Origin of the sequence: Sulfurospirillum barnesii SES-3, from assembly GCF_000265295.1 — a bacterium.
Lineage (GTDB): Bacteria > Campylobacterota > Campylobacteria > Campylobacterales > Sulfurospirillaceae > Sulfurospirillum > Sulfurospirillum barnesii.
In genome coordinates, this window is sequence record NC_018002.1 from 2,434,393 (window position 1) to 2,451,804 (window position 17,412).

At 36.3% G+C, this 17,412-nt stretch carries 27 protein-coding genes; 4 read left to right on the plus strand and 23 right to left on the minus strand.

Annotation, left to right across the window (positions count from 1 at the left end):
* Positions 1-4: 4 nt before the first annotated feature.
* From SULBA_RS12255 to SULBA_RS12270, 4 genes are all read right to left on the minus strand, one after another.
* Positions 5-598, minus strand: a complete 594-nt coding sequence (locus SULBA_RS12255; protein ID WP_014770612.1) for a hypothetical protein — start codon at positions 596-598, stop codon at positions 5-7.
* 127 nt (positions 599-725) lie between these two features.
* The gene (locus SULBA_RS12260; RefSeq protein WP_014770613.1) at positions 726-944 is read right to left on the minus strand and encodes a hypothetical protein; all 219 of its coding nucleotides are present in this window, start codon (positions 942-944) and stop codon (positions 726-728) included.
* Positions 944-1,288 carry a hypothetical protein gene (locus SULBA_RS12265; protein ID WP_014770614.1) on the minus strand — a complete coding sequence of 115 codons (345 nt, stop codon included), beginning with the start codon at positions 1,286-1,288 and terminating at the stop codon, positions 944-946. Before SULBA_RS12265 ends, SULBA_RS12260 begins: the two co-directional genes overlap by 1 nt.
* A 3-nt stretch (positions 1,289-1,291) precedes the next feature.
* On the minus strand, positions 1,292-1,651 hold the full coding sequence (locus tag SULBA_RS12270) for a hypothetical protein (protein ID WP_014770615.1): 360 nt from the start codon (positions 1,649-1,651) through the stop codon (positions 1,292-1,294).
* A 188-nt stretch (positions 1,652-1,839) separates the two neighbouring features.
* On the opposite strand from SULBA_RS12270, the gene SULBA_RS12275 reads away from it, so the two are divergent.
* The 3 genes from SULBA_RS12275 to SULBA_RS12285 are packed head-to-tail and all read left to right on the plus strand — an operon-like array spanning position 1,840 to position 2,974.
* Positions 1,840-2,154, plus strand: a complete 315-nt coding sequence (locus tag SULBA_RS12275) for a hypothetical protein (RefSeq protein ID WP_014770616.1) — start codon at positions 1,840-1,842, stop codon at positions 2,152-2,154.
* 2 nt (positions 2,155-2,156) lie between these two features.
* The gene (locus tag SULBA_RS12280; protein WP_014770617.1) at positions 2,157-2,774 is read left to right on the plus strand and encodes a hypothetical protein; all 618 of its coding nucleotides are present in this window, start codon (positions 2,157-2,159) and stop codon (positions 2,772-2,774) included.
* 2 nt (positions 2,775-2,776) lie between these two features.
* A complete protein-coding gene (locus tag SULBA_RS12285; RefSeq protein ID WP_014770618.1) occupies positions 2,777-2,974 on the plus strand; it encodes a hypothetical protein in 198 nt (65 codons plus the stop codon).
* Between the two features lie 347 nt (positions 2,975-3,321).
* Here SULBA_RS12285 and SULBA_RS12290 read toward each other — a convergent pair whose 3' ends face one another.
* From SULBA_RS12290 to SULBA_RS12365, 15 genes are all read right to left on the minus strand, one after another.
* Positions 3,322-3,684 carry a hypothetical protein gene (locus SULBA_RS12290; protein WP_014770619.1) on the minus strand — a complete coding sequence of 121 codons (363 nt, stop codon included), beginning with the start codon at positions 3,682-3,684 and terminating at the stop codon, positions 3,322-3,324.
* Positions 3,685-4,551 carry a hypothetical protein gene (locus tag SULBA_RS12295; protein WP_156790544.1) on the minus strand — a complete coding sequence of 289 codons (867 nt, stop codon included), beginning with the start codon at positions 4,549-4,551 and terminating at the stop codon, positions 3,685-3,687.
* A gap of 8 nt (positions 4,552-4,559) precedes the next feature.
* Positions 4,560-5,324, minus strand: a complete 765-nt coding sequence (locus tag SULBA_RS12300) for a hypothetical protein (protein ID WP_014770621.1) — start codon at positions 5,322-5,324, stop codon at positions 4,560-4,562.
* A 140-nt stretch (positions 5,325-5,464) separates the two neighbouring features.
* Positions 5,465-5,674, minus strand: a complete 210-nt coding sequence (locus SULBA_RS12305; RefSeq protein ID WP_014770622.1) for a hypothetical protein — start codon at positions 5,672-5,674, stop codon at positions 5,465-5,467.
* An 18-nt stretch (positions 5,675-5,692) separates the two neighbouring features.
* Positions 5,693-5,905: a hypothetical protein gene (locus SULBA_RS12310; RefSeq protein WP_014770623.1), complete on the minus strand. Its 213-nt coding sequence runs from the start codon at positions 5,903-5,905 to the stop codon at positions 5,693-5,695.
* Between the two features lie 310 nt (positions 5,906-6,215).
* Positions 6,216-7,331: a hypothetical protein gene (locus SULBA_RS12320; protein WP_014770625.1), complete on the minus strand. Its 1,116-nt coding sequence runs from the start codon at positions 7,329-7,331 to the stop codon at positions 6,216-6,218.
* Positions 7,331-7,888, minus strand: coding sequence for a hypothetical protein (locus SULBA_RS12325; protein WP_014770626.1), 558 nt, complete (start codon positions 7,886-7,888; stop codon positions 7,331-7,333). The genes SULBA_RS12320 and SULBA_RS12325 overlap by 1 nt, the downstream gene beginning before the upstream one ends.
* A gap of 11 nt (positions 7,889-7,899) precedes the next feature.
* Complete coding sequence (locus tag SULBA_RS12330) at positions 7,900-8,220, minus strand: hypothetical protein (RefSeq protein WP_014770627.1); 321 nt, start codon at positions 8,218-8,220, stop codon at positions 7,900-7,902.
* Positions 8,221-8,229: 9 nt separating this feature from the next.
* Positions 8,230-8,601 carry a D-Ala-D-Ala carboxypeptidase family metallohydrolase gene (locus SULBA_RS12335; protein ID WP_014770628.1) on the minus strand — a complete coding sequence of 124 codons (372 nt, stop codon included), beginning with the start codon at positions 8,599-8,601 and terminating at the stop codon, positions 8,230-8,232.
* 2 nt (positions 8,602-8,603) lie between these two features.
* Positions 8,604-10,019, minus strand: coding sequence for a hypothetical protein (locus SULBA_RS12340; protein WP_014770629.1), 1,416 nt, complete (start codon positions 10,017-10,019; stop codon positions 8,604-8,606).
* Between the two features lie 142 nt (positions 10,020-10,161).
* Positions 10,162-10,635 (minus strand): hypothetical protein, encoded by a 474-nt coding sequence (locus SULBA_RS12350; protein WP_014770630.1) that lies wholly within the window; start codon positions 10,633-10,635, stop codon positions 10,162-10,164.
* Positions 10,632-10,826: a MarR family transcriptional regulator gene (locus SULBA_RS12355; RefSeq protein ID WP_014770631.1), complete on the minus strand. Its 195-nt coding sequence runs from the start codon at positions 10,824-10,826 to the stop codon at positions 10,632-10,634. The genes SULBA_RS12350 and SULBA_RS12355 overlap by 4 nt, the downstream gene beginning before the upstream one ends.
* Positions 10,827-10,832: 6 nt before the next feature.
* Positions 10,833-10,988 (minus strand): hypothetical protein, encoded by a 156-nt coding sequence (locus tag SULBA_RS13000; RefSeq protein ID WP_014770632.1) that lies wholly within the window; start codon positions 10,986-10,988, stop codon positions 10,833-10,835.
* Positions 10,973-11,284 (minus strand): hypothetical protein, encoded by a 312-nt coding sequence (locus tag SULBA_RS12360; protein WP_014770633.1) that lies wholly within the window; start codon positions 11,282-11,284, stop codon positions 10,973-10,975. Before SULBA_RS12360 ends, SULBA_RS13000 begins: the two co-directional genes overlap by 16 nt.
* Positions 11,277-12,233 carry an IS110 family transposase gene (locus tag SULBA_RS12365; RefSeq protein ID WP_014770634.1) on the minus strand — a complete coding sequence of 319 codons (957 nt, stop codon included), beginning with the start codon at positions 12,231-12,233 and terminating at the stop codon, positions 11,277-11,279. The genes SULBA_RS12360 and SULBA_RS12365 overlap by 8 nt, the downstream gene beginning before the upstream one ends.
* Positions 12,234-12,463: 230 nt before the next feature.
* Between SULBA_RS12365 and SULBA_RS12370 the strand changes: the two genes are divergently transcribed.
* Positions 12,464-13,075, plus strand: a complete 612-nt coding sequence (locus SULBA_RS12370) for an SAM-dependent methyltransferase (protein WP_014770635.1) — start codon at positions 12,464-12,466, stop codon at positions 13,073-13,075.
* Here the strand turns inward: SULBA_RS12370 and SULBA_RS12375 are convergent.
* Genes SULBA_RS12375 through SULBA_RS12390 form a run of 4 tightly spaced genes read right to left on the minus strand, consistent with a single transcriptional unit; the run spans position 13,072 to position 17,330 of the window.
* A complete protein-coding gene (locus SULBA_RS12375; RefSeq protein WP_014770636.1) occupies positions 13,072-13,614 on the minus strand; it encodes a hypothetical protein in 543 nt (180 codons plus the stop codon). The genes SULBA_RS12370 and SULBA_RS12375 overlap by 4 nt on opposite strands.
* Complete coding sequence (locus SULBA_RS12380) at positions 13,611-14,732, minus strand: metallophosphoesterase (RefSeq protein ID WP_014770637.1); 1,122 nt, start codon at positions 14,730-14,732, stop codon at positions 13,611-13,613. The genes SULBA_RS12375 and SULBA_RS12380 overlap by 4 nt, the downstream gene beginning before the upstream one ends.
* Before the next feature lie 6 nt (positions 14,733-14,738).
* Entirely contained in the window at positions 14,739-16,067 is a 1,329-nt protein-coding gene (locus SULBA_RS12385; RefSeq protein ID WP_014770638.1) for an alanine/glycine:cation symporter family protein, read from the minus strand.
* A gap of 12 nt (positions 16,068-16,079) precedes the next feature.
* Positions 16,080-17,330, minus strand: coding sequence for a uracil-xanthine permease family protein (locus tag SULBA_RS12390; RefSeq protein WP_014770639.1), 1,251 nt, complete (start codon positions 17,328-17,330; stop codon positions 16,080-16,082).
* Positions 17,331-17,412: the final 82 nt, after the last annotated feature.

Consider the following 17,412-nt stretch of genomic DNA (forward strand, 5'->3'; position numbering starts at 1 on the left):
AAAGTTAATGTAAGAGTATTACTTTATCAAAATTTTCTAAAATTTTAGCCACCCTTTCTTGCCATAAATGGGCAAAGAGCCTCTTTTCTTCTACCGTGGGTACGCCTGTAAAATATTGAGGCATTAAGGTGTCCATACGTGAATCAGGGGGAATACACGAGGGCTGATACGCCACATTGATTTCCGCTGTGGTATCGGTTCTTCTAAGCTTTACATGTAAGGCAATATCCGCATTAAAATGCATCAATCCTGTACGAGAAAAATGCCCATTTATCCCTTTAAATCCCCACACATCCGTTGCCCCTGTAATCAGGGAAAAGACATTGGCAACGACACCTGTTACCCCTTCTTCTAAAGCTTCTTTAAAAAAAACTTCAATCCCACCTCTTAAAGGCAAGGTATCAGGATAAAGCCTCTTAAGCCCTTCACGCACCATTAAATATGCACCTGCAATGCTAGGGCAACTATGCCCTGCACTCTTTACCACATCGGTGTATGAAAAACATATTTTTCCCTCTTCAAAAGCGCCTAAGACCTCAGAGAGTGGGTCATACATGGTGATAGCCTCAACCGTATTAAAAAATGCAGGATACTTCATGATTTTTCCTTCGATGATTTTTTTTACATTGTAGATTATATGATAAAAGTCAAGAGAGGCATTTATTTTAAGAGATTTTGATTATTTTGAAGTTTTAGAGGGGTTAGAGGCGATTAAGCCTCTAGCCTCATTTTTGAGAGAGTTGAGTGATAAGCAAGTCGAGTTTTCCATCAATTTTAGCGATGAGTTTATGTTGTTCTTGCCCCTCTTTGATTGCTTTTTTGATGGCGATTACATCCGCTTCTAAGAATTTTACTTTCTCTCGTAAAGAAGTGAAGAAGCCAACAATAAAAACAATCTGAACGGCTAAAGTCAAAATAAATTCAGGCGTAACGGAGAAATTCATTAAGCGCCTACTTTAACTTCTCTCATTTGAACAAAAAGCTTATCAGCTTTAACGCCATTGAATGTTTTACCAATCAGTGCATTTTGAATCTCGACATCGGTTACACCAATTTTAGCCAAAAAGCCAAAGTAGGTTTTAGAACCTGTGTCATTAGAAACCTGAACACGCACATCATGGTAACCTGTAATACCTGTATCAGTACCACTCTCAGATTTTTTTACAAAACCCTCGTATTCGCCATCAAGCATAGCAGAACAAAAAGCACTTGCAGAAGTATCATCCGCAGGAACAGAAAAAGACTTAGTGGTCGCCCCCAAAGTGTTATAAATCAATGTTTTTGCCATGTTTTACTCCTTAGCACTTAACGAACCAATAAGATTCGAATAATCACATTTTGCATCTGATTCAAAACCACAATCAAACGCACCGATAACAATCGCTTTACAATCAGCAAAGCTCTTACCTTGCTTAATGTGAGGAACGCTAACAGAAGCACTCATAGTAACATTTTTAGAAATCTTTTTACCCACAGAAAAACGAATATAGTTCATTTCAGTAGGAACGCTTGTAGCCGTACCACCCTCGAATTTTTTATCATAAATTTCGAGTTTACCCTCCATAAGAGGTTGAAGCACTGCTAAATCAGCCGCCGACATATCGGCATAAACAGTCTTAACAGTTTTACCGCCAATGATTTGTTTAATCATTTTTTTTCTCCTTAATTTCTTGTAATTTGTTTTTGCAAAAACTAAAAAGAAGTTTATAAAAATAAAAAAAAATCAAATCATGGGTGTTTTAAAACACGATAAAAAGGGCTTTTCAAAAGGGGGTGATTTGATTTTTTAAAAAAGCTCTTATTATTTAAAACATATTTTAAAGAAAAAAGGAGGCTTTTTTGACAATAGACAATGAAGATTTTAAAACATTGTTTGAGGTTGCGTTTGATATTACAGACGTAGGGGTATTAAAATGTTTTGAGTGTGGGGAAAGGTTAGAAGAAAAAGAGGATTTGAGCGGTGTTACATGTAAAAACGCTCATGAGATAGGTTATCTTGAATACATAGCAAAATATGCAAACATGTTAAAAGATTTCTTTGATAATGCAGAAATGAGCATGGATTTCTCAAAAAAGGTTATCACGCCATCAAGTGTTCTTTATTGTGGGAATAATGTACTTTTTGCAAACAAAACAATTTTAAGGAGTTTATAAAAATGCAACATAGAGACGTAAAAGCAGGAGATGTTCACGTCATTCATAATTTTAAATTTATGAGTGAAAGTGAAAGAGATTTATATAAAGCGAAAGAGGAAGATTTAGACAAAATTTGCCTAGTGGTTGAGCCTTATGGGTTTTATGCATTAAAGAGTATTGAGCCGATTCAATGGAAACCACTTAGCACAATTACTGTATCCGTGGAAGATTTTGAGGTGTATACGAAAGAGCAGATAATCACAATGCTTAATAAAAAAGCAGAGGCTTACAACGTGAGCGGAACGGAATACAAATGTGGATATACACGTAATGGAAAAGAGGTGTTTGGAATAGAAGTTGATTGTGGGGCATTGCCAAATGCAACAACTAAAGCAATCACAATTCCAAATCATAACTCATTGAACAAATATTGGATTAACTCAGGGGAAAGCTACACAATGCCAAAAGACAGAAGCTCAACAATGCCCCTACCTTATATTCCTGTAAATGCAAACACTGCGAATAATGGAGCATGGATAAATCTCTTCCTACAAAACGGAACTATAAAAATTCAAACTTATGCAAATCTAACAATATACACAGAAACAAAAATTGTTTTAAACTATACAAAGGAGTAAAAATGCACAGTTACATTATGCAGAACGAAAAAGATTATCGCACAGCGGTAAACGGTCAAGGGCATGGGGTTGTTTTAATTAAAAAAGTTGGAGAGCTTGAAAAAGCTTTTGGGTATTTTAAAAGCATTGATAAAGATATGATCGCTCTTTCAGAGCGAGAAGAAGCAGAGATAAACGCTATCATAAACCCTACGTTTTAAGAGAGTGTGCTTTGCACATTCTCATCCTCTTTTTTTTACATGTAAAAATCATCCTATTACGTCACGCTTAAAAGAGAGGAGGCTTGCGCCTCAGCACTTTGTTACATAACCGTTTTAAAGAATGGGGAATTAAGAGCGGGCTTTTAGGGTGGCGTTTGGAAAATAGTTTGCATTATTTTATGTATTTTGCGTTCTATTCTTTATTGCAGTTTGACCGAGTGGCGATGAGGCAAAGCCTACTTTGTGCTACGGCACTCTATCACTACAAACGGGGGCAAAGCCCCAGATTTGTAGTGATGTGCCTATACCCCTAAAGGGGTGAAGAGAAGAGAGAAAGAATGCTAAAGCTAACCCATTTTAGTTTTAAAAAGTGCACTATAAAGACTATCAATATTCTGACCTTCTATTTCTAGGTTTTGGATACAAAGTTGTGCGATTTCTTTTTCATTTTTAGAGAGTTTTACATTATTGATAATAATCTGCTTAGCCATGCGTGTATCTGTTTTCATAATGCCTTTAAAGAGCGGATGATAGAGCATATCATCCACGGGGGGCATGGTGTCATTTTCGTACTCTATTTTTAAAATCTCAGTCACTTTCATTGTGCTGATGGACTCATAAAAGGTGAGCACAGCGCCTACACTTTTTGCTTCAATGTGGTTTACGATAGTGCGTGAACCTTGTTTAAGTTGCACTCTATATTTTGGCATTTATTCAGCTCCTAACATTTTTGAAATTCTTTTGACGTAGTCTTTTGATAATTCACACTCTTTCAAACCATTTTCAGCAGAATCAACGCCTAAAAGATTACAAATTGATTTTAAATTATCGTTTGGCTCAACATATGGAGAACCACCTAGAATTTGATTTAATCGTTTAAGGTACTCTTTCATAAGTTCACACTCTTTTAAGCCATTTTCAGCGGTATCTACGCCTAAGAGATAGCAAATTTGTTTTAGGTTTTCGAGTTGAACGGGGGAGGGAGTAGCGCCTAGGTTTTTAACTATTGGGGAAAAGTCAGAGTAACAACATTCAATACCATCAGCAAAACAAAAAAAATCAAACATTTCATAATGCCAACGAATGGCAGTACTATTAGGATATTTATCAAAATAAAATGTTTTTGTAAAAAAAGTATTAAAACCGTTATGACCAACATTACCAGAAGTGTAAGGATTCACACAATCAAAAAGAAAAGAATAAGCACTATCTAAAGAAGAATCAAAATGGTGTTCCCCATTAACATAAACAGAAGTATCCTCAACAGAGGAAAAACTAGGAGGAAATAGTGGACCATAAGTATAAGGAGTATGACGGCAAAGAGCATAAACATCATCATACCTAATAGCGAAAAGAGGAGGAGAAACTCCAGTAAGACCACCCTGACCAGTAAGCCAAAATTCAAGATTATAGAAAAAAATGGGATTATTATTATTAGGAGCATAAAAGGGAATAAAAACAAACTCACCAGTAAAAACATTCTCAACAGGGTCAAAAATAGGAAATTTGTTATAACCATTAACGACATTAAGATGAGAAACAAGTGAAAGCAAATGAGAACGCAAAGGAGACATCATAACTATCCTTATTTATTAATATAACCCATTGTATTTACAAGCTGAAAAAACGCCTCTGAAAGCCCCGTTACTTTGCCGTTTGTGTCTTTTACAAACATGAAATCAGCAACGTGGTTCAAGTCTTCAATGTTGAGGACTGCACCCGTCTCACGACCTAGCATTTTTTTAATGAGCATTTCATCTTGAGCGGTGAATGATTTTGTGAAAAGTTTAAACAAAAGGGTTTCATTGTAACGGGATGCCATTGCGTTGCCGAATTGAAAATGGAGGTTTTCCCGTTGGTAGACTGATTGCTTAGTGTTTAAAGCAGAGTTATAAGTATCAGTAGAACGGGGAGTTGGGTTAGTTAAAGCAGAACCATTAGCCTTAAAACCTTGATGTGTAGCAACTACATTTGCCAAAGCGATATTTTCTTGACGGGAAGAATTAAAGTAAGGAATACGCTTTAATAACTTAATACCTTTATATTTCCTTAATTTGTTTAAACCTCTTTTTGCAGGGTCAATAATCAAGTAACCAAAAAGAGCCTCTGCAACATTAAAAATTCTTTCAATGATTTTTTCTTGATATTGAACACCCAAAAAAACTAAACCAAACATAGATACACTCATAGCCGATTCAACCGCTTCTTTTAAAATGGGATTATCAATATCTTTGGTAAAATCTTTCATAATTTTACGTGATTCTTCATAAGCGGTCATATAGAGAATTGTTTCAAAAAACTCCTCTGCAGTGTTCTGCCCTATTTGCTTAATTTGTTTACCATCTGACATAAAACATCCTTTTTTTTTAAAGAATGTTAAAATAAAACAAAAAAATCAAATCATGGGTACGTTAAGACACGATAAAAAGGGAATTCAAAAGGGAGGTGATTTGATTTTTTTAAAAAGAAAAAAGCCAAATCAATGGCTTATTATTTATCTCTAACATATTGTTTTAAATGTTCAGGAACTTCCATTTTTTTTCCAAAAGCTTTTTCATAAGCTTCAATATACTGTTCAACAGGATTTGGAGCAAAATAATAATCATAAATATCACGACCAAAAAAGACAAAAAAGAACAAAGAAAAAAATAAAAAAATATAAAGCCATCCAAAAAATTGTTCTCTTATCTTTTTAAACATTTTACAATCCCTTTTCACCTAATTTTTAGGAAGAGTCTCACGAAGATAGTCAGGAATATCCATTTTTTTACCATAAGCCTTTTCATATGCTTCCATCTGTATTTCTAAAGAAGAGGGGATAGTAGGAAAAATAAAAGGCTTGACTACAAACCAAAGAAAAAGAAAAAAAACAATAACCTCCAAAAAAATATAAAGCAAACCTAAAAAATCATCTTTTATTTTTTGAAACATATTTACCAATCCCCAACCAATTAATATTAAAGAGAAAAAAAACAAAAATAATCAACAATTTATATTTTTCATATAACACTTTTCATTGCTCATTTTGGAAGATAACTAGATTTATAATTATCTAAATTTTCTTTTCCACCCAGGCCATAATACATTTTCTTATAAATATCAGCTGAAGAAGGATAACCAAGATAATTAAATTTATAAGCTAGAAAAACACAAAAAAGAAAAAAGAAAAAAAGAAAAAAAACTTTAAAAATATGCAAAATAAAAAAACGCTTATAATTTAAATTAAATTTATTTTTTAACATTATACCGAACCTCCCAATCCCTTAATAATATTTTCATAAATTACAGAATTATGCTCATAACCATAAATAGATGATATATCAAAAGGGGTAACGATGTCAATATCTTCTTCATCTAATTCAAAATTATTAATATCTGTCTTTTCAACAGCTACAACCGCATTTTTAACCAATTCAGCTTCACGAGGTTCAAGCTTTGCAATGGTGTTCCCGTCTAAATCTTTCACAGTTTGAGCGGTTTTATTATATTCAAAAGCCTCTTTACTTAGCTCAATCTCCTCAGAGCGTAAAGCGTAATGTTCTTTTTCTTGTTCATTGTCAACTGCTTTTAATTTAACAAGCTCATCAAGAGCATTATTCACACCTACAATAGAAGCATTAAAAGGTTTAACATTTTCAGAAAGTTTATCTAAAGAGGTAGCAACAACTTGAACGGATGGATTAGCAAATTTTTGAGCTTCAATTTGTAAAGTGGCGGAAGATATATCTAAAAGTTGTTGTTGAATCAACAAACTTGATTTTAACGTAGTATTAAGATTTACAAGTTCTTTACTCAAGGAGTTAGAAAGAACACCAACCGCCTCAACAATTGCGCCAACACCTTTGGCGTTTACAGATGCAAGAGAATCGACAGATTTTACAAGAGCTTTAGAGTTATTGGATAAAACGGTAGGGAGAGCTTCTCCTTGAGAATAAGCAGTAAAAGGAGTAGCCACAACCTCAGGCGCTTTCTCTAAAACCTTATGATTCATTTCTTCCAAATCTTTTAAAGCAGCAAGTTGAGTTTCATACGATTTTTGAAGCGACTCATAACGCTCTACAGCTTGAAGCTCAGAATCTGTTAAAGATGCTTTTTCATCATCTGTAAAATAATCATAAATAAGAGGAGCCGCCAAAGAAACGGCTAAGCCTAAAAGATTAGACCTACCAATAGTCTTCCCCCCAGCTTTACCGTTTGAGCCAAAAACAGATTCTACAGACTTATTAACAACGGTGCTAACATTTGTAGAAATAGGAGGAGTAGCGACAGTAGGAGCAGGAACCTTTACGGCTCCATTACCTACATATTTAACATTGTTTGAGGGCTGATTAACATAATCAACAGCAACCGCACCCATTATGCCACCTCTTTGACTGAAACGTCAGGTGCCATCATAAACAAGTCATCTTCATCTTTTAAAACATAAACAATCATGTATGAGCTAGAACTAGAATCATTCCAAAGCATTTCCGAAGAAACAACAGTATATTCATTTTTCTTACCCGTTACGGTAACCTCTGTGCCATCAGGCAAAGAACCATATTTACCATTCAATGAGGGGAATGAAGAGGATGAAGCAGATGAAAAACTCTGAACAATACGCTCTAAAGTCGGAAACGAATCAATTGTAAAATTTTCCATTAAAACAGGATTACCCAAAACAGGACTAAAAAAAATAGAAAAGGGAGTAGAAGGCTCACATGTAAAAGTAAAATTATAGGTAACCCCATCAATCTCAAAAGAACCAGAAGTAGAGTATACTATATCCCCAAAATTCCAACCACGATAAGTAACTTTACCCTCATCATCCATGCATCTAAAAACAAGAATAAAGGTATTTTCAGAACCATACCATTCCCCAAAGATAGACTTAGAACGACGGTCAAGGTATTCAAGCATTACAGAAATTTGCATAAGAGCCCCTTTTACTTCATAATCGCATAATTTTTATCAAAAACAACATCAAGAGACTTTAAAGACTCATGAACGAGCTTAACATTATCAAGCGTAGGGGCTTGATTAAGCTCAACTTTTTGGATGTAATCTGCTAGAATTTCAGAACAACGGGTTAAGCCTATGACATCATTTTTAAGAACGTCATTATTTGATAAAGTAGAATCAGTATTAAACTTTTCCACAACCTCAGAAGCAACCAATAAACCACCACCTATTGCAGGGTTAAACACCGTAGCAATTTTACCAACGCCATTTAAAACAGCGCTCCAATCATAACTTTTTAAATCCATTTTTTTTCCTTATTTCATAATTTTAATTATTGGATTTGGTTTGTCTAAATCCAAATCAACGTGAATAAATGTAGGGTAAATTAACACACGACAAAACCCAACATTTAAAAGAGCCGACAAAATAACAAATCTTGCACCATCGCTAGGGATAGAAATATCCACCGCCAATCCTTTAACATGTGCACTATCCTTAACACCTCCTATCTTTTTATTATGTGCTTCACAACGGCACGCTGAGTTAATTTTAAAAGGCATATTTGCCAACTTCCTAGCATCTTCCAACATCAAAACAAGCGTATAGCTAATATTGTTCAATGAACAACCGCATTTACATGTAAACTCTTCTTTTTTGAAGTGTTTTATAGTTTTCCAATCAATCATTTTTAAACCGCCTCACCTAAGAATTTTTGGAATTTTTTAATAAAATAATCTTTTGAATCGTATGCCACATCCAAATGGTACATATGGTCGTAAGATTGCTCTATATGGTCAAATACACGATTAACAAAGGTATGTTTTTGCTGATAGAGAATCTCATCATCTCTTTCTAATTTTTCAAGACGATTAAAACGGTCTAAGCGTCTGGAGTAAACATCTTGCAAGACTGTTTTTTCATGTTTAGATTGTGTGTATTCTTCAACCTTATTCATAGCATCACAAATTGTAGAGGGTAGCACATCTCCATAATGGCTAAGGGTAGTACTCAAGAAGGCTTTAAAGGCATTATGAACATAAAGAAAGTCAGTTGTAAACGGTTTTTTAAATGTTTCTATAACGTCCGTTTTTACATGACCATTAAAGGTTTGAATCGTATCCCACAGGGGGTGAATTTCACTTCTTTGAAAGCGTTTTCGAATTGTCTCAGGTTCAAGCAAAAGCTTAGAGCCATCTTTGTTAGTTTTATAGCCTAGCATGATTTCTAACGTGTTTTTATCGTCCAAATCTCTTAAGCTAAAATCATCCAAGCAACGCCCCCAAATGTTGTTAAGGTTATTTAAAATCACCTCAAAACCATCTAGCACTTCATCATTAATCACCATGTTTTTAAGTTTTTCACGCCTTAGTTGAAACTCAATTCTAAAGACTTCTTGTGATTCGCTATAGTTAGGATTTGTTTTCCAAAGCGTTTGAATAAAGCCTTTATTTGGGAATTTTTGTATTTCTTTTGTTTTATTGTAAACACGCATTAAATAATCACCACCGCCACGCATGAAGCCTTGAAATTTGCGCCCGTTTTGATAAAAAGAATCCGTGGAGGAGCTTTCATCATTGTAATAGCGATTGTTTCTAGTTCGTGATTTAATGCGGTGAAAATCAAGAACGGAAAAGGTATAGCCTTGAACGTCACAGTGCAAATGGATTTCACTGATTTTGATTTGAAAAGCGCTGATAATGTTCTCTTTTAAAAATTGATTGATTTTTTGAACAGCGCCAAGATAGCCAAAGCGTTGAAGAAAAGAGGAGCGGAACTCAACTTTGCAAAAAGGACTTTGATCACATGTGATTGTTATTTTTTTGAGATGAATTGTAACGTCAGCGTTTGCAATCGTAACGCTAAAGCCTCTTACTGTGGAGGGAGCCACTTGAAACAAAGAGCCTTTAAAATCGTGCTGAAATTGTGAAACATTTTTGTTTTCATTGCGATTTGTTTGAGATTGTGATTTAATCCCTAGTAATTTATCAATGAGGAGATTATAAAAGCTTATGTCTTTTGAAGTTATCAATAAAGAGAGGTAAAGGTGATATTTTAATGTGTCTACATTTTGCCAAAGTTTCACGAATTTTTGCTCTTTTTGCATTGAGTACCTTTTTTAATTTTTGTCCCACTTAGCCCCCCTTGATAAACCATTGTGGGGGCAAAGTGATTTTTGCTTATTAAGTCGGTGCGAGGTTTAAACACCGACCAAATAAACAAAAAAAAAGGGCGGTTAAGCCCTTTGGTTATGCGACCTTTTCCCAACTCTTCCAAATAGGGGAAAGGACTTCTTGCCCAAAATCTTTAACAAATCCTAAAGCACCCTTTAACATGTAAGTAGCGCCCATTTCTAAAGAGGTATACATCTCTTCACTCACGGTTTGGGTTAGAGTACCGCCTTTAAACGTGAAAGTGATTTTGTAACGGTTTGGGTAAAATGTAGGAAAGCCATCAGAATCAAGAACGGGTAAACGGCTATCTTTGTCTATTCTCTCTTTCCCTTTGATAATCTCTTTTGCGGTAATTTCAGCGGATAAAGTCACCTCATTGGCGTTTACTCTTTGATTGTGTAATGCCATCATACGGTTAAAATCTTCCATGGTGAAATTCCCTGCTAAAGGATTCATATCTTTAATCTCTACATTGTTTACAGCCTCACCGTTTTCAATCGTAGTCACAGGAACTTGCTTACCATTAATTTCTTTCATTGTTGTTTTCATGCTATGTTTTCCTTTAAAAATTTTTCTTTTTGATATGAATTTAAAATTCGATTTGACACCAATTGAGGTGAAACGCCACTTTCTCGAATAATATCTGCTCTAGTGATTGAACATTTTGCCCCACCTTTTTTTAATAAATTTAAAACAGATACGTAAATTTCATAATCTGCTTTTGATACTTCAAATCTCATTTTTTTTTAAAACCTATCTAAAACACGACCACGAGAATCTTCTACAATTACATCAAATGTATTTTTACAAAAAAGATTTTTTACCTTTTGAGCTTTACTAACCGCTTGAGCATAAGTAACGCATGTATCTATCACATTGCCATTCATTAAAATTTTAAACATAATTGCCCCTTTTCACGGAAAGCATTAAAACGAAGAACAATCTCATGAGCCAATCTTTGAGCGCTCCCAAAAGTGCGTTCATAGTTGTAAACATTGCCCGAATGGTAAAGCTTTATCTCACCGCATGGATATTTAGCGCCCTCATGTTCAAGATGAAGAAGAACAGAACGAAAGGTTAAATCATCATGTACAGAATAGCCGAGAATAAAATCATTAATAAAAAGCTCTTTATCAAATTGAAAAAGAGGAAATGGAGAGGGTTTTTTTGGAATCTTATTAAAAACAATATCAGACATTTACGAATCCTTGATTAAATTTAATGTAAACAGCTCTAAAGATATGAGCCATACAAGCTACAAGAGCCACCATTTTTGCTTTTCCACCCAAGACCATACGGTCATATTTTTCTTTGATAATGGGATTAAAACGAAGAGAGACCATAGCCGACATGTAGAGAAGTTTTCTAACGAGAGAACTTCCACGCTTAGAAATTTTCTCTCTTTTATAAACAGAAGAGCCACTCTCAAAAACACGAGGTGAAAGACCTACAAAGCTTTGAAGTTGTTTCAATGTGTAATTTTGAGAACTAAGAAAAATGGGGATGAGTTCTAAAAGAAGAGCATAACCTACACCCTTAATATCACTTTTAATTGATTCAACATGGGGATAAAGGGCAATAAGAACTTTTTGCGCTTCTTTTGAAAGTTGTTTTTTAACTTCCTTGATTAAAGAAAGAAGGGAAGATAAGGCATTATCAAGATAGAGAACATCATTATCTTTTTGGGAATGGATAAAATTTTTTAACTGTGTATTCAACTTACTGAGCAATGACAAAGAAGCGTTATATTTTTTGAGTATTTTTTGAGATTGATTGAACGTAGTTTTAAAATCATCTTCACTTAATGTTTGGATGTATTTTGTAATACCTAAAGAATCAATGACATCATTTTTTTTACGAGCATTTAAATGTTTTAAGTAATGATGCATGGTATAAGGATTAACCATCACCTGCTTAAAATTAGCCTCATGGCAGAGCTTTTGGAGTACGTGCATATAATTTGAAGTAGCTTCATAGCCAAAAAAGAAAGAAGATTTTTTATAGGTTTTTTGGAGATAATCAAAAAAGCCTAAAATCGAAGATTCATTATTAAAGATAGTCAAACTATCATATTTTAATCCATCAAGAGAAAAAGAAATATCCAAAGTATCTTTGGAAACATCAACACCTACAAAAACTTTACTCATGGTAAACCCCTTTTTATGTATAATGTGTACTTCTTTTTACTTGTAAACGTGCTCATATGACACTAGATTATTATTAAAAGTTAGTACACGAATTCCCCTTATCTACAATACAGGCTTGAAGCCTTAGTACAATAACAGGATGAATTCGCATATCGGAATAACGAGAGAATCTTACAAGTACAATATAAATCCTAGTTCATTGATTTACTTCATCGCTAAAGGTTAGATATATGCAAGCAGTGTGGGATGAGAAGTTTAAAGAGGCGGATTTTATCTATGGAGAAGCGCCAAATGCCTTTGTTCAAGAGAATTTTGATCGTCTGGAAAATGCCCAAAACATTCTTTGTCTGGGAGAAGGTGAGGGACGCAATGCGCTTTTCTTAGCAGAACAAGGCATTGCACATGTTGAGGCCTTAGATGCATCGTTTGTTGCCCTTTCAAAACTAAGACGCTATGCCAAAGAGCGTTATCTTCGCATTACCGTTCATCATACGCTGCTAAACCAGTGGGATGCCCCCACCAATCTCTACGATGCGATTGTGTGTACCTATTTGCATCTCCCCAACGATGAACAGCCTCTCTTGTTTGAGAAATCACTGCAAGCCCTCAAAGAAAAAGGGCTCTTTATTGCAGAATTTTTCAGTAAAAGCCAACTGCAATTTAAAAGCGGGGGTCCACGGGATGAAAAGATACTTTATGACCTTCATGAACTCAGCCAAATCCTTAAAAAACTTCCATGCCATGTGCATAAGCTCTCGCAAGAAATTGTGATACTCAATGAAGGGGAAAAACATAAAGGCAGAGGAAGCGTTATTCGTATGATTTTAGAAAAAACCGCCTAAGGCTGAATCGTCCCATAATAACGGCTTCGTTCACTATTTTCAACCCATACATACGAAGGATCATCGTTTAATTTTCCCCAATAGAGTACCCCCGAATTTCGCCATGGATCTAGCAAAATACCCGTGGGAAAAGGGGCATTTTTAGCCACAACCACCACACTGTTATGCTCATCAAACGCACCCTTATTCGCCACACCCCATCGTAAATCAAAACTTTCATAATGCCCTTTTTTGAGGTGTGCCATCATATCCTCACTCCACTCATAACACAAGCCTCGCTCTTTAATACCTGTGTTGATTAAAAAATTATGAAACGTAGGCGGAGAGACCAGTCCATACTTCTTCGCTAAAGTCTGAGGGTAGCTTAACGCTTCATACGCCAACAGCCGAGCCTCTGGATAGCTAACATTTTCACCTAAGTGCATCAACTCCTGTGTTAATGTTTCTAAACCATCACGCTTTACATGTAACGCATCGTATTTCACACTGCATCCCACAAAAAAGAGCATGATGACAATACCAAGAACCCCGTGCTTCATGCGTTTGGCTTTAAAATAAGTTTGACAATTTCACTAGGAGCCATCACCCTCACTGCAGGTCCCCAGTATCCTGCGCCGTTGCTGACAAACACCTGTGTGGTTTTTGAATGCTGATACAATCCACTAAGATACGGTTGATCCAATAAGACTAAAAGCCCAAACGGAAAAATTTGCCCACCGTGGGTATGCCCACTTATCATCAAATCGACGTTCTCATCTTTTAACTCTTTAATGAATTTTGGCTGATGCGCCAATAAAATTGTTGGCAATTCAGGCGCTACATGTAAAAAGGCTTGAGGGGCATCAGGGGGCGAAAAATCAAAGCGTTTGCCTATCATATCCATCACGCCTACAAGATTAATCGTATTGTGAATGACCATAGAACGATTGGGTAAAATATGCACGCCTAAAGATTCTACATGCGCCATAATGTCATGAACTCCATAAAAATACTCATGATTGCCTGGAACAAAATAGACACCTAAACGGCTTTTTATCGTACCTAAGCTGTCTAATTTATCTCCAATTTCATGCACGGGCATATCCACCAAATCACCTGTAATCACAACAATATCAGCATTAAGGGTATTTATTTTGTCTACAATGTCATCCATGAATGCTTTACCCAAAACTTTACCAATATGCACATCACTAATCTGCACAATGCTAAGCTCCTCACGCAATCCTTGAATCAGCACTTCCACCTCTTTAATCACAGGCGCTTTCATACCGTTGAAAAAACCTTTGAGCATGTACGAGAGTGCCAAAAGAAGCATGGTCACATCAAAGACCATTTTCAGGAAAAGACGTCTGGAGTAATCGTGCGGAATTTTGGCATACGGGATGTGAAACAAATCATAAAGCAGTGCCACACAAAAAAGCATAAAAGAGACCCCAATCATCGCTGAAAAAAGAGCATACAAAAAAGGATCCAATCCATCTAAACGCAAAAACATAAAATAAGAAATTTCACACAGCGTGATCAGCACCATGCCCACTTTAATGGGCAGCTGAATCTTGCGTAAAAAATCTAAACGCTTTAAGAAGCGTTGATAGCTGTAAAGATTAATAAGCGATAAAACAATAAGCGCTACCAACGCAAAGGAAAGGCGAAACATTGTATTTTATTTTAAAGACTCAAAATAACGCTTGCTCTCAATGGAAACTACTTTTGAAAGTAAAAGAAGCGCAATTAAGTTTGGAATCGCCATTAACCCATTCATTAAGTCCGAGAAATTCCATACAAATTCCAATTTCATCATTGCTCCAACCATAACACCTGCAATAAACAAAACACGATACAGACGAATAAAACGCTCACCAAAAATATACTCAAACGCTTTTTCACCATAATAACTCCACCCTAAAATTGTAGAGTATGCAAACAAAACCGTAGCAATAACCACAACGACCACACCAAAAGAACCCAAATGCAAGCCAAAGCTTTGCATGGTCAGTGTTCCTGCACTCACCCCTTCTTGCCAAAACGGTGAAATTAAAATAATTAAAGCTGTCATCGTACACACGACTAAGGTGTCAATAAAGGTTTGAGTCATGCTCACCAATGCTTGTCTCACAGGATCATTGGTTTTAGCAGCAGCTGCTGCGATAGGGGCAGAACCCAAACCTGATTCGTTGGAGAAGACACCTCGTGCCACACCAAAACGAATGGCTGCTGCCATCGTAGCACCTACAAACCCACCACCTGCGGCAATGGGGTTAAACGCATGGTAAAAAATCAGTCCAAAGGCGCCACCAATTTTATCGGCGTTCATCACTAAAATAATCAATGCCACGGAAATATATGCCACAATCATAAAGGGAACCAACACAGACGTAAACTTTCCAATGGACTTAATACCCCCTAAAATAACCAGCGCAGTTAATGTTAGAAGCACCAAACCTGTCACCCAATGAGGAATTGCCATTTGTGTCTCTAAAATAGTTGCAACAGCATTGGCTTGTGTCATATTGCCAATACCAAAGGCGGCAAGAGCCGTAAAAACCGCAAACATCATACCAAGGCGAGGCATATCTAAGCCGTACGTTAGGTAATACATTGGTCCACCTTTATAGCCATGGTGCCCTCTTTGACGGTACTTGACTGCCAAAACGGCCTCAGAGTATTTGGTTGCCATTCCCACTAAACCCGTGACCCACATCCAAAAAATAGCTCCTGGTCCACCTAGCGTAATGGCCGTTGCGACACCAACAATATTTCCAATGCCCACCGTTGCAGCAAGGGCTGTCATCAGGGCAGCAAAATGGCTAATTTCACCCTCACCATCGCTCTCTTTATGAAAAATAAGCTTCAAGGCATGCGGTAATGCCCAAAATTGCATTCCTTTTAAAATAATCGTTAAATAAACACCTGTTCCTACCAATAAAATCAACATCGGAGGACCCCAAACAATGGCTGAAAGGTTTGAAATAATCGTTTCTAATAATTCCACAAAAGCTCCTTTTTAATAGCCATCAAAATGGCGTGTTTTTGGCAAAATAAAATTCAACAAAATACCTACAATAGCGCCTAATCCAATACCACTAAACTTCACACCACCCAAATCAAAACTCATGCCCCCAATAGCAAAAACCAAAATAATGGAGACAATAATCATATTACGAGGCTCTGCCATATCAACATTGCCTTTAATCAATGTCTCCATACCGATAGAAGCAATAAGCCCAAACAAGAGCAATAAAATACCCCCCATTACAGGCACAGGAATCGTCGCTAAAAATCCACCCAGTTTTCCAACAAAAGCTAACACAATAGCACACAATGCCGCCCATGTCATCACAGCAGGATTGTACGCTTTAGTAATGGTAACAGCTCCCGTCACTTCAGAATAAGTAGTATTGGGAGGTCCTCCTAAGAAGGAAGCTAACATCGTTGCTAATCCATCGCCCAAAAGTGTTTTTTTCAAACCTGGCTTTTCCAAATAATCCCGTTTGGTAACATTACTAATCGCCAACATATCCCCCACATGCTCAACAGCAGGGGCAATAGCAATAGGTAAAATATATAAAATCGCCTCCCAATTAAGCTCAGGTGCTGTAAAAGACGGGATCGCAAACCATGGAGCATTGATCATCGCATCAAAACGTACCACACCAAGCATAAGGGCGACACCATACCCACCAATAATGCCAAACATAATAGGCAAGAGTCGAAAAACACCCTTACCAAGTAAGGTAATCAACACCGTAATCACCAAGGCAACCAGAGAAATGGTTATGGCTTGAGCAAAAGGAACTAAAACGATCGCACCATCCCCCGTCTTACCCATTGCCATATTGACCGCAACAGGAGAGAGAATCAACCCAATGGTCATAATCACAGGACCCGTGACGACAGGAGGCAAAAGCCTATGAATAAAATTACTGCCTCGAAGATGAATTAAAAGGCTCAACAGTACATAAAATAAACCTGCTGCCACCAATCCACTCATAGTGCCTGCAATACCCCACGTTTTTACGCCATACAAAATAGGCGCAATAAAGGCAAACGAAGAAGCCAAAAAAACAGGAGGAATTGGTTTGCGTGTTACAAGTTGGAAAAGCAATGTTCCAGCACCTGCCGTAAAAAGGGCTACGTTAGAATCCAGTCCTGTAAGCATAGGTACGAGCACCAATGCGCCAAAGGCAACAAATAAAAATTGTAAGCCAACAATGCTCTCTTTGAGCCTAAAAACATAATCTGTACGATGGAGCATCCACACCTCTTTATACGAATTTTTTGAAAGATTTTAGAATTTTAAAAGTCTTATTATAATAGACAAAAAAAGAAAAAAAAGA

What these genes read in the sequence shown, in the direction of transcription:
- SULBA_RS12255 (WP_014770612.1), bottom strand. Translation starts at nt 598, where the DNA reads ATGAAGTATCCTGCATTTTTTAATACGGTTGAGGCTATCACCATGTAT.
- SULBA_RS12260 (WP_014770613.1), bottom strand. Translation starts at nt 944, where the DNA reads ATGAATTTCTCCGTTACGCCTGAATTTATTTTGACTTTAGCCGTTCAG.
- SULBA_RS12265 (WP_014770614.1), bottom strand. Translation starts at nt 1,288, where the DNA reads ATGGCAAAAACATTGATTTATAACACTTTGGGGGCGACCACTAAGTCT.
- SULBA_RS12270 (WP_014770615.1), bottom strand. Translation starts at nt 1,651, where the DNA reads ATGATTAAACAAATCATTGGCGGTAAAACTGTTAAGACTGTTTATGCC.
- SULBA_RS12280 (WP_014770617.1), top strand. Translation starts at nt 2,157, where the DNA reads ATGCAACATAGAGACGTAAAAGCAGGAGATGTTCACGTCATTCATAAT.
- SULBA_RS12285 (WP_014770618.1), top strand. Translation starts at nt 2,777, where the DNA reads ATGCACAGTTACATTATGCAGAACGAAAAAGATTATCGCACAGCGGTA.
- SULBA_RS12290 (WP_014770619.1), bottom strand. Translation starts at nt 3,684, where the DNA reads ATGCCAAAATATAGAGTGCAACTTAAACAAGGTTCACGCACTATCGTA.
- SULBA_RS12295 (WP_156790544.1), bottom strand. Translation starts at nt 4,551, where the DNA reads ATGATGTCTCCTTTGCGTTCTCATTTGCTTTCACTTGTTTCTCATCTT.
- SULBA_RS12300 (WP_014770621.1), bottom strand. Translation starts at nt 5,324, where the DNA reads ATGTCAGATGGTAAACAAATTAAGCAAATAGGGCAGAACACTGCAGAG.
- SULBA_RS12305 (WP_014770622.1), bottom strand. Translation starts at nt 5,674, where the DNA reads ATGTTTAAAAAGATAAGAGAACAATTTTTTGGATGGCTTTATATTTTT.
- SULBA_RS12310 (WP_014770623.1), bottom strand. Translation starts at nt 5,905, where the DNA reads ATGTTTCAAAAAATAAAAGATGATTTTTTAGGTTTGCTTTATATTTTT.
- SULBA_RS12320 (WP_014770625.1), bottom strand. Translation starts at nt 7,331, where the DNA reads ATGGGTGCGGTTGCTGTTGATTATGTTAATCAGCCCTCAAACAATGTT.
- SULBA_RS12325 (WP_014770626.1), bottom strand. Translation starts at nt 7,888, where the DNA reads ATGCAAATTTCTGTAATGCTTGAATACCTTGACCGTCGTTCTAAGTCT.
- SULBA_RS12330 (WP_014770627.1), bottom strand. Translation starts at nt 8,220, where the DNA reads ATGGATTTAAAAAGTTATGATTGGAGCGCTGTTTTAAATGGCGTTGGT.
- SULBA_RS12335 (WP_014770628.1), bottom strand. Translation starts at nt 8,601, where the DNA reads ATGATTGATTGGAAAACTATAAAACACTTCAAAAAAGAAGAGTTTACA.
- SULBA_RS12340 (WP_014770629.1), bottom strand. Translation starts at nt 10,019, where the DNA reads ATGCAAAAAGAGCAAAAATTCGTGAAACTTTGGCAAAATGTAGACACA.
- SULBA_RS12350 (WP_014770630.1), bottom strand. Translation starts at nt 10,635, where the DNA reads ATGAAAACAACAATGAAAGAAATTAATGGTAAGCAAGTTCCTGTGACT.
- SULBA_RS12355 (WP_014770631.1), bottom strand. Translation starts at nt 10,826, where the DNA reads ATGAGATTTGAAGTATCAAAAGCAGATTATGAAATTTACGTATCTGTT.
- SULBA_RS13000 (WP_014770632.1), bottom strand. Translation starts at nt 10,988, where the DNA reads ATGTTTAAAATTTTAATGAATGGCAATGTGATAGATACATGCGTTACT.
- SULBA_RS12360 (WP_014770633.1), bottom strand. Translation starts at nt 11,284, where the DNA reads ATGTCTGATATTGTTTTTAATAAGATTCCAAAAAAACCCTCTCCATTT.
- SULBA_RS12365 (WP_014770634.1), bottom strand. Translation starts at nt 12,233, where the DNA reads ATGAGTAAAGTTTTTGTAGGTGTTGATGTTTCCAAAGATACTTTGGAT.
- SULBA_RS12370 (WP_014770635.1), top strand. Translation starts at nt 12,464, where the DNA reads ATGCAAGCAGTGTGGGATGAGAAGTTTAAAGAGGCGGATTTTATCTAT.
- SULBA_RS12375 (WP_014770636.1), bottom strand. Translation starts at nt 13,614, where the DNA reads ATGAAGCACGGGGTTCTTGGTATTGTCATCATGCTCTTTTTTGTGGGA.
- SULBA_RS12380 (WP_014770637.1), bottom strand. Translation starts at nt 14,732, where the DNA reads ATGTTTCGCCTTTCCTTTGCGTTGGTAGCGCTTATTGTTTTATCGCTT.
- SULBA_RS12390 (WP_014770639.1), bottom strand. Translation starts at nt 17,330, where the DNA reads ATGCTCCATCGTACAGATTATGTTTTTAGGCTCAAAGAGAGCATTGTT.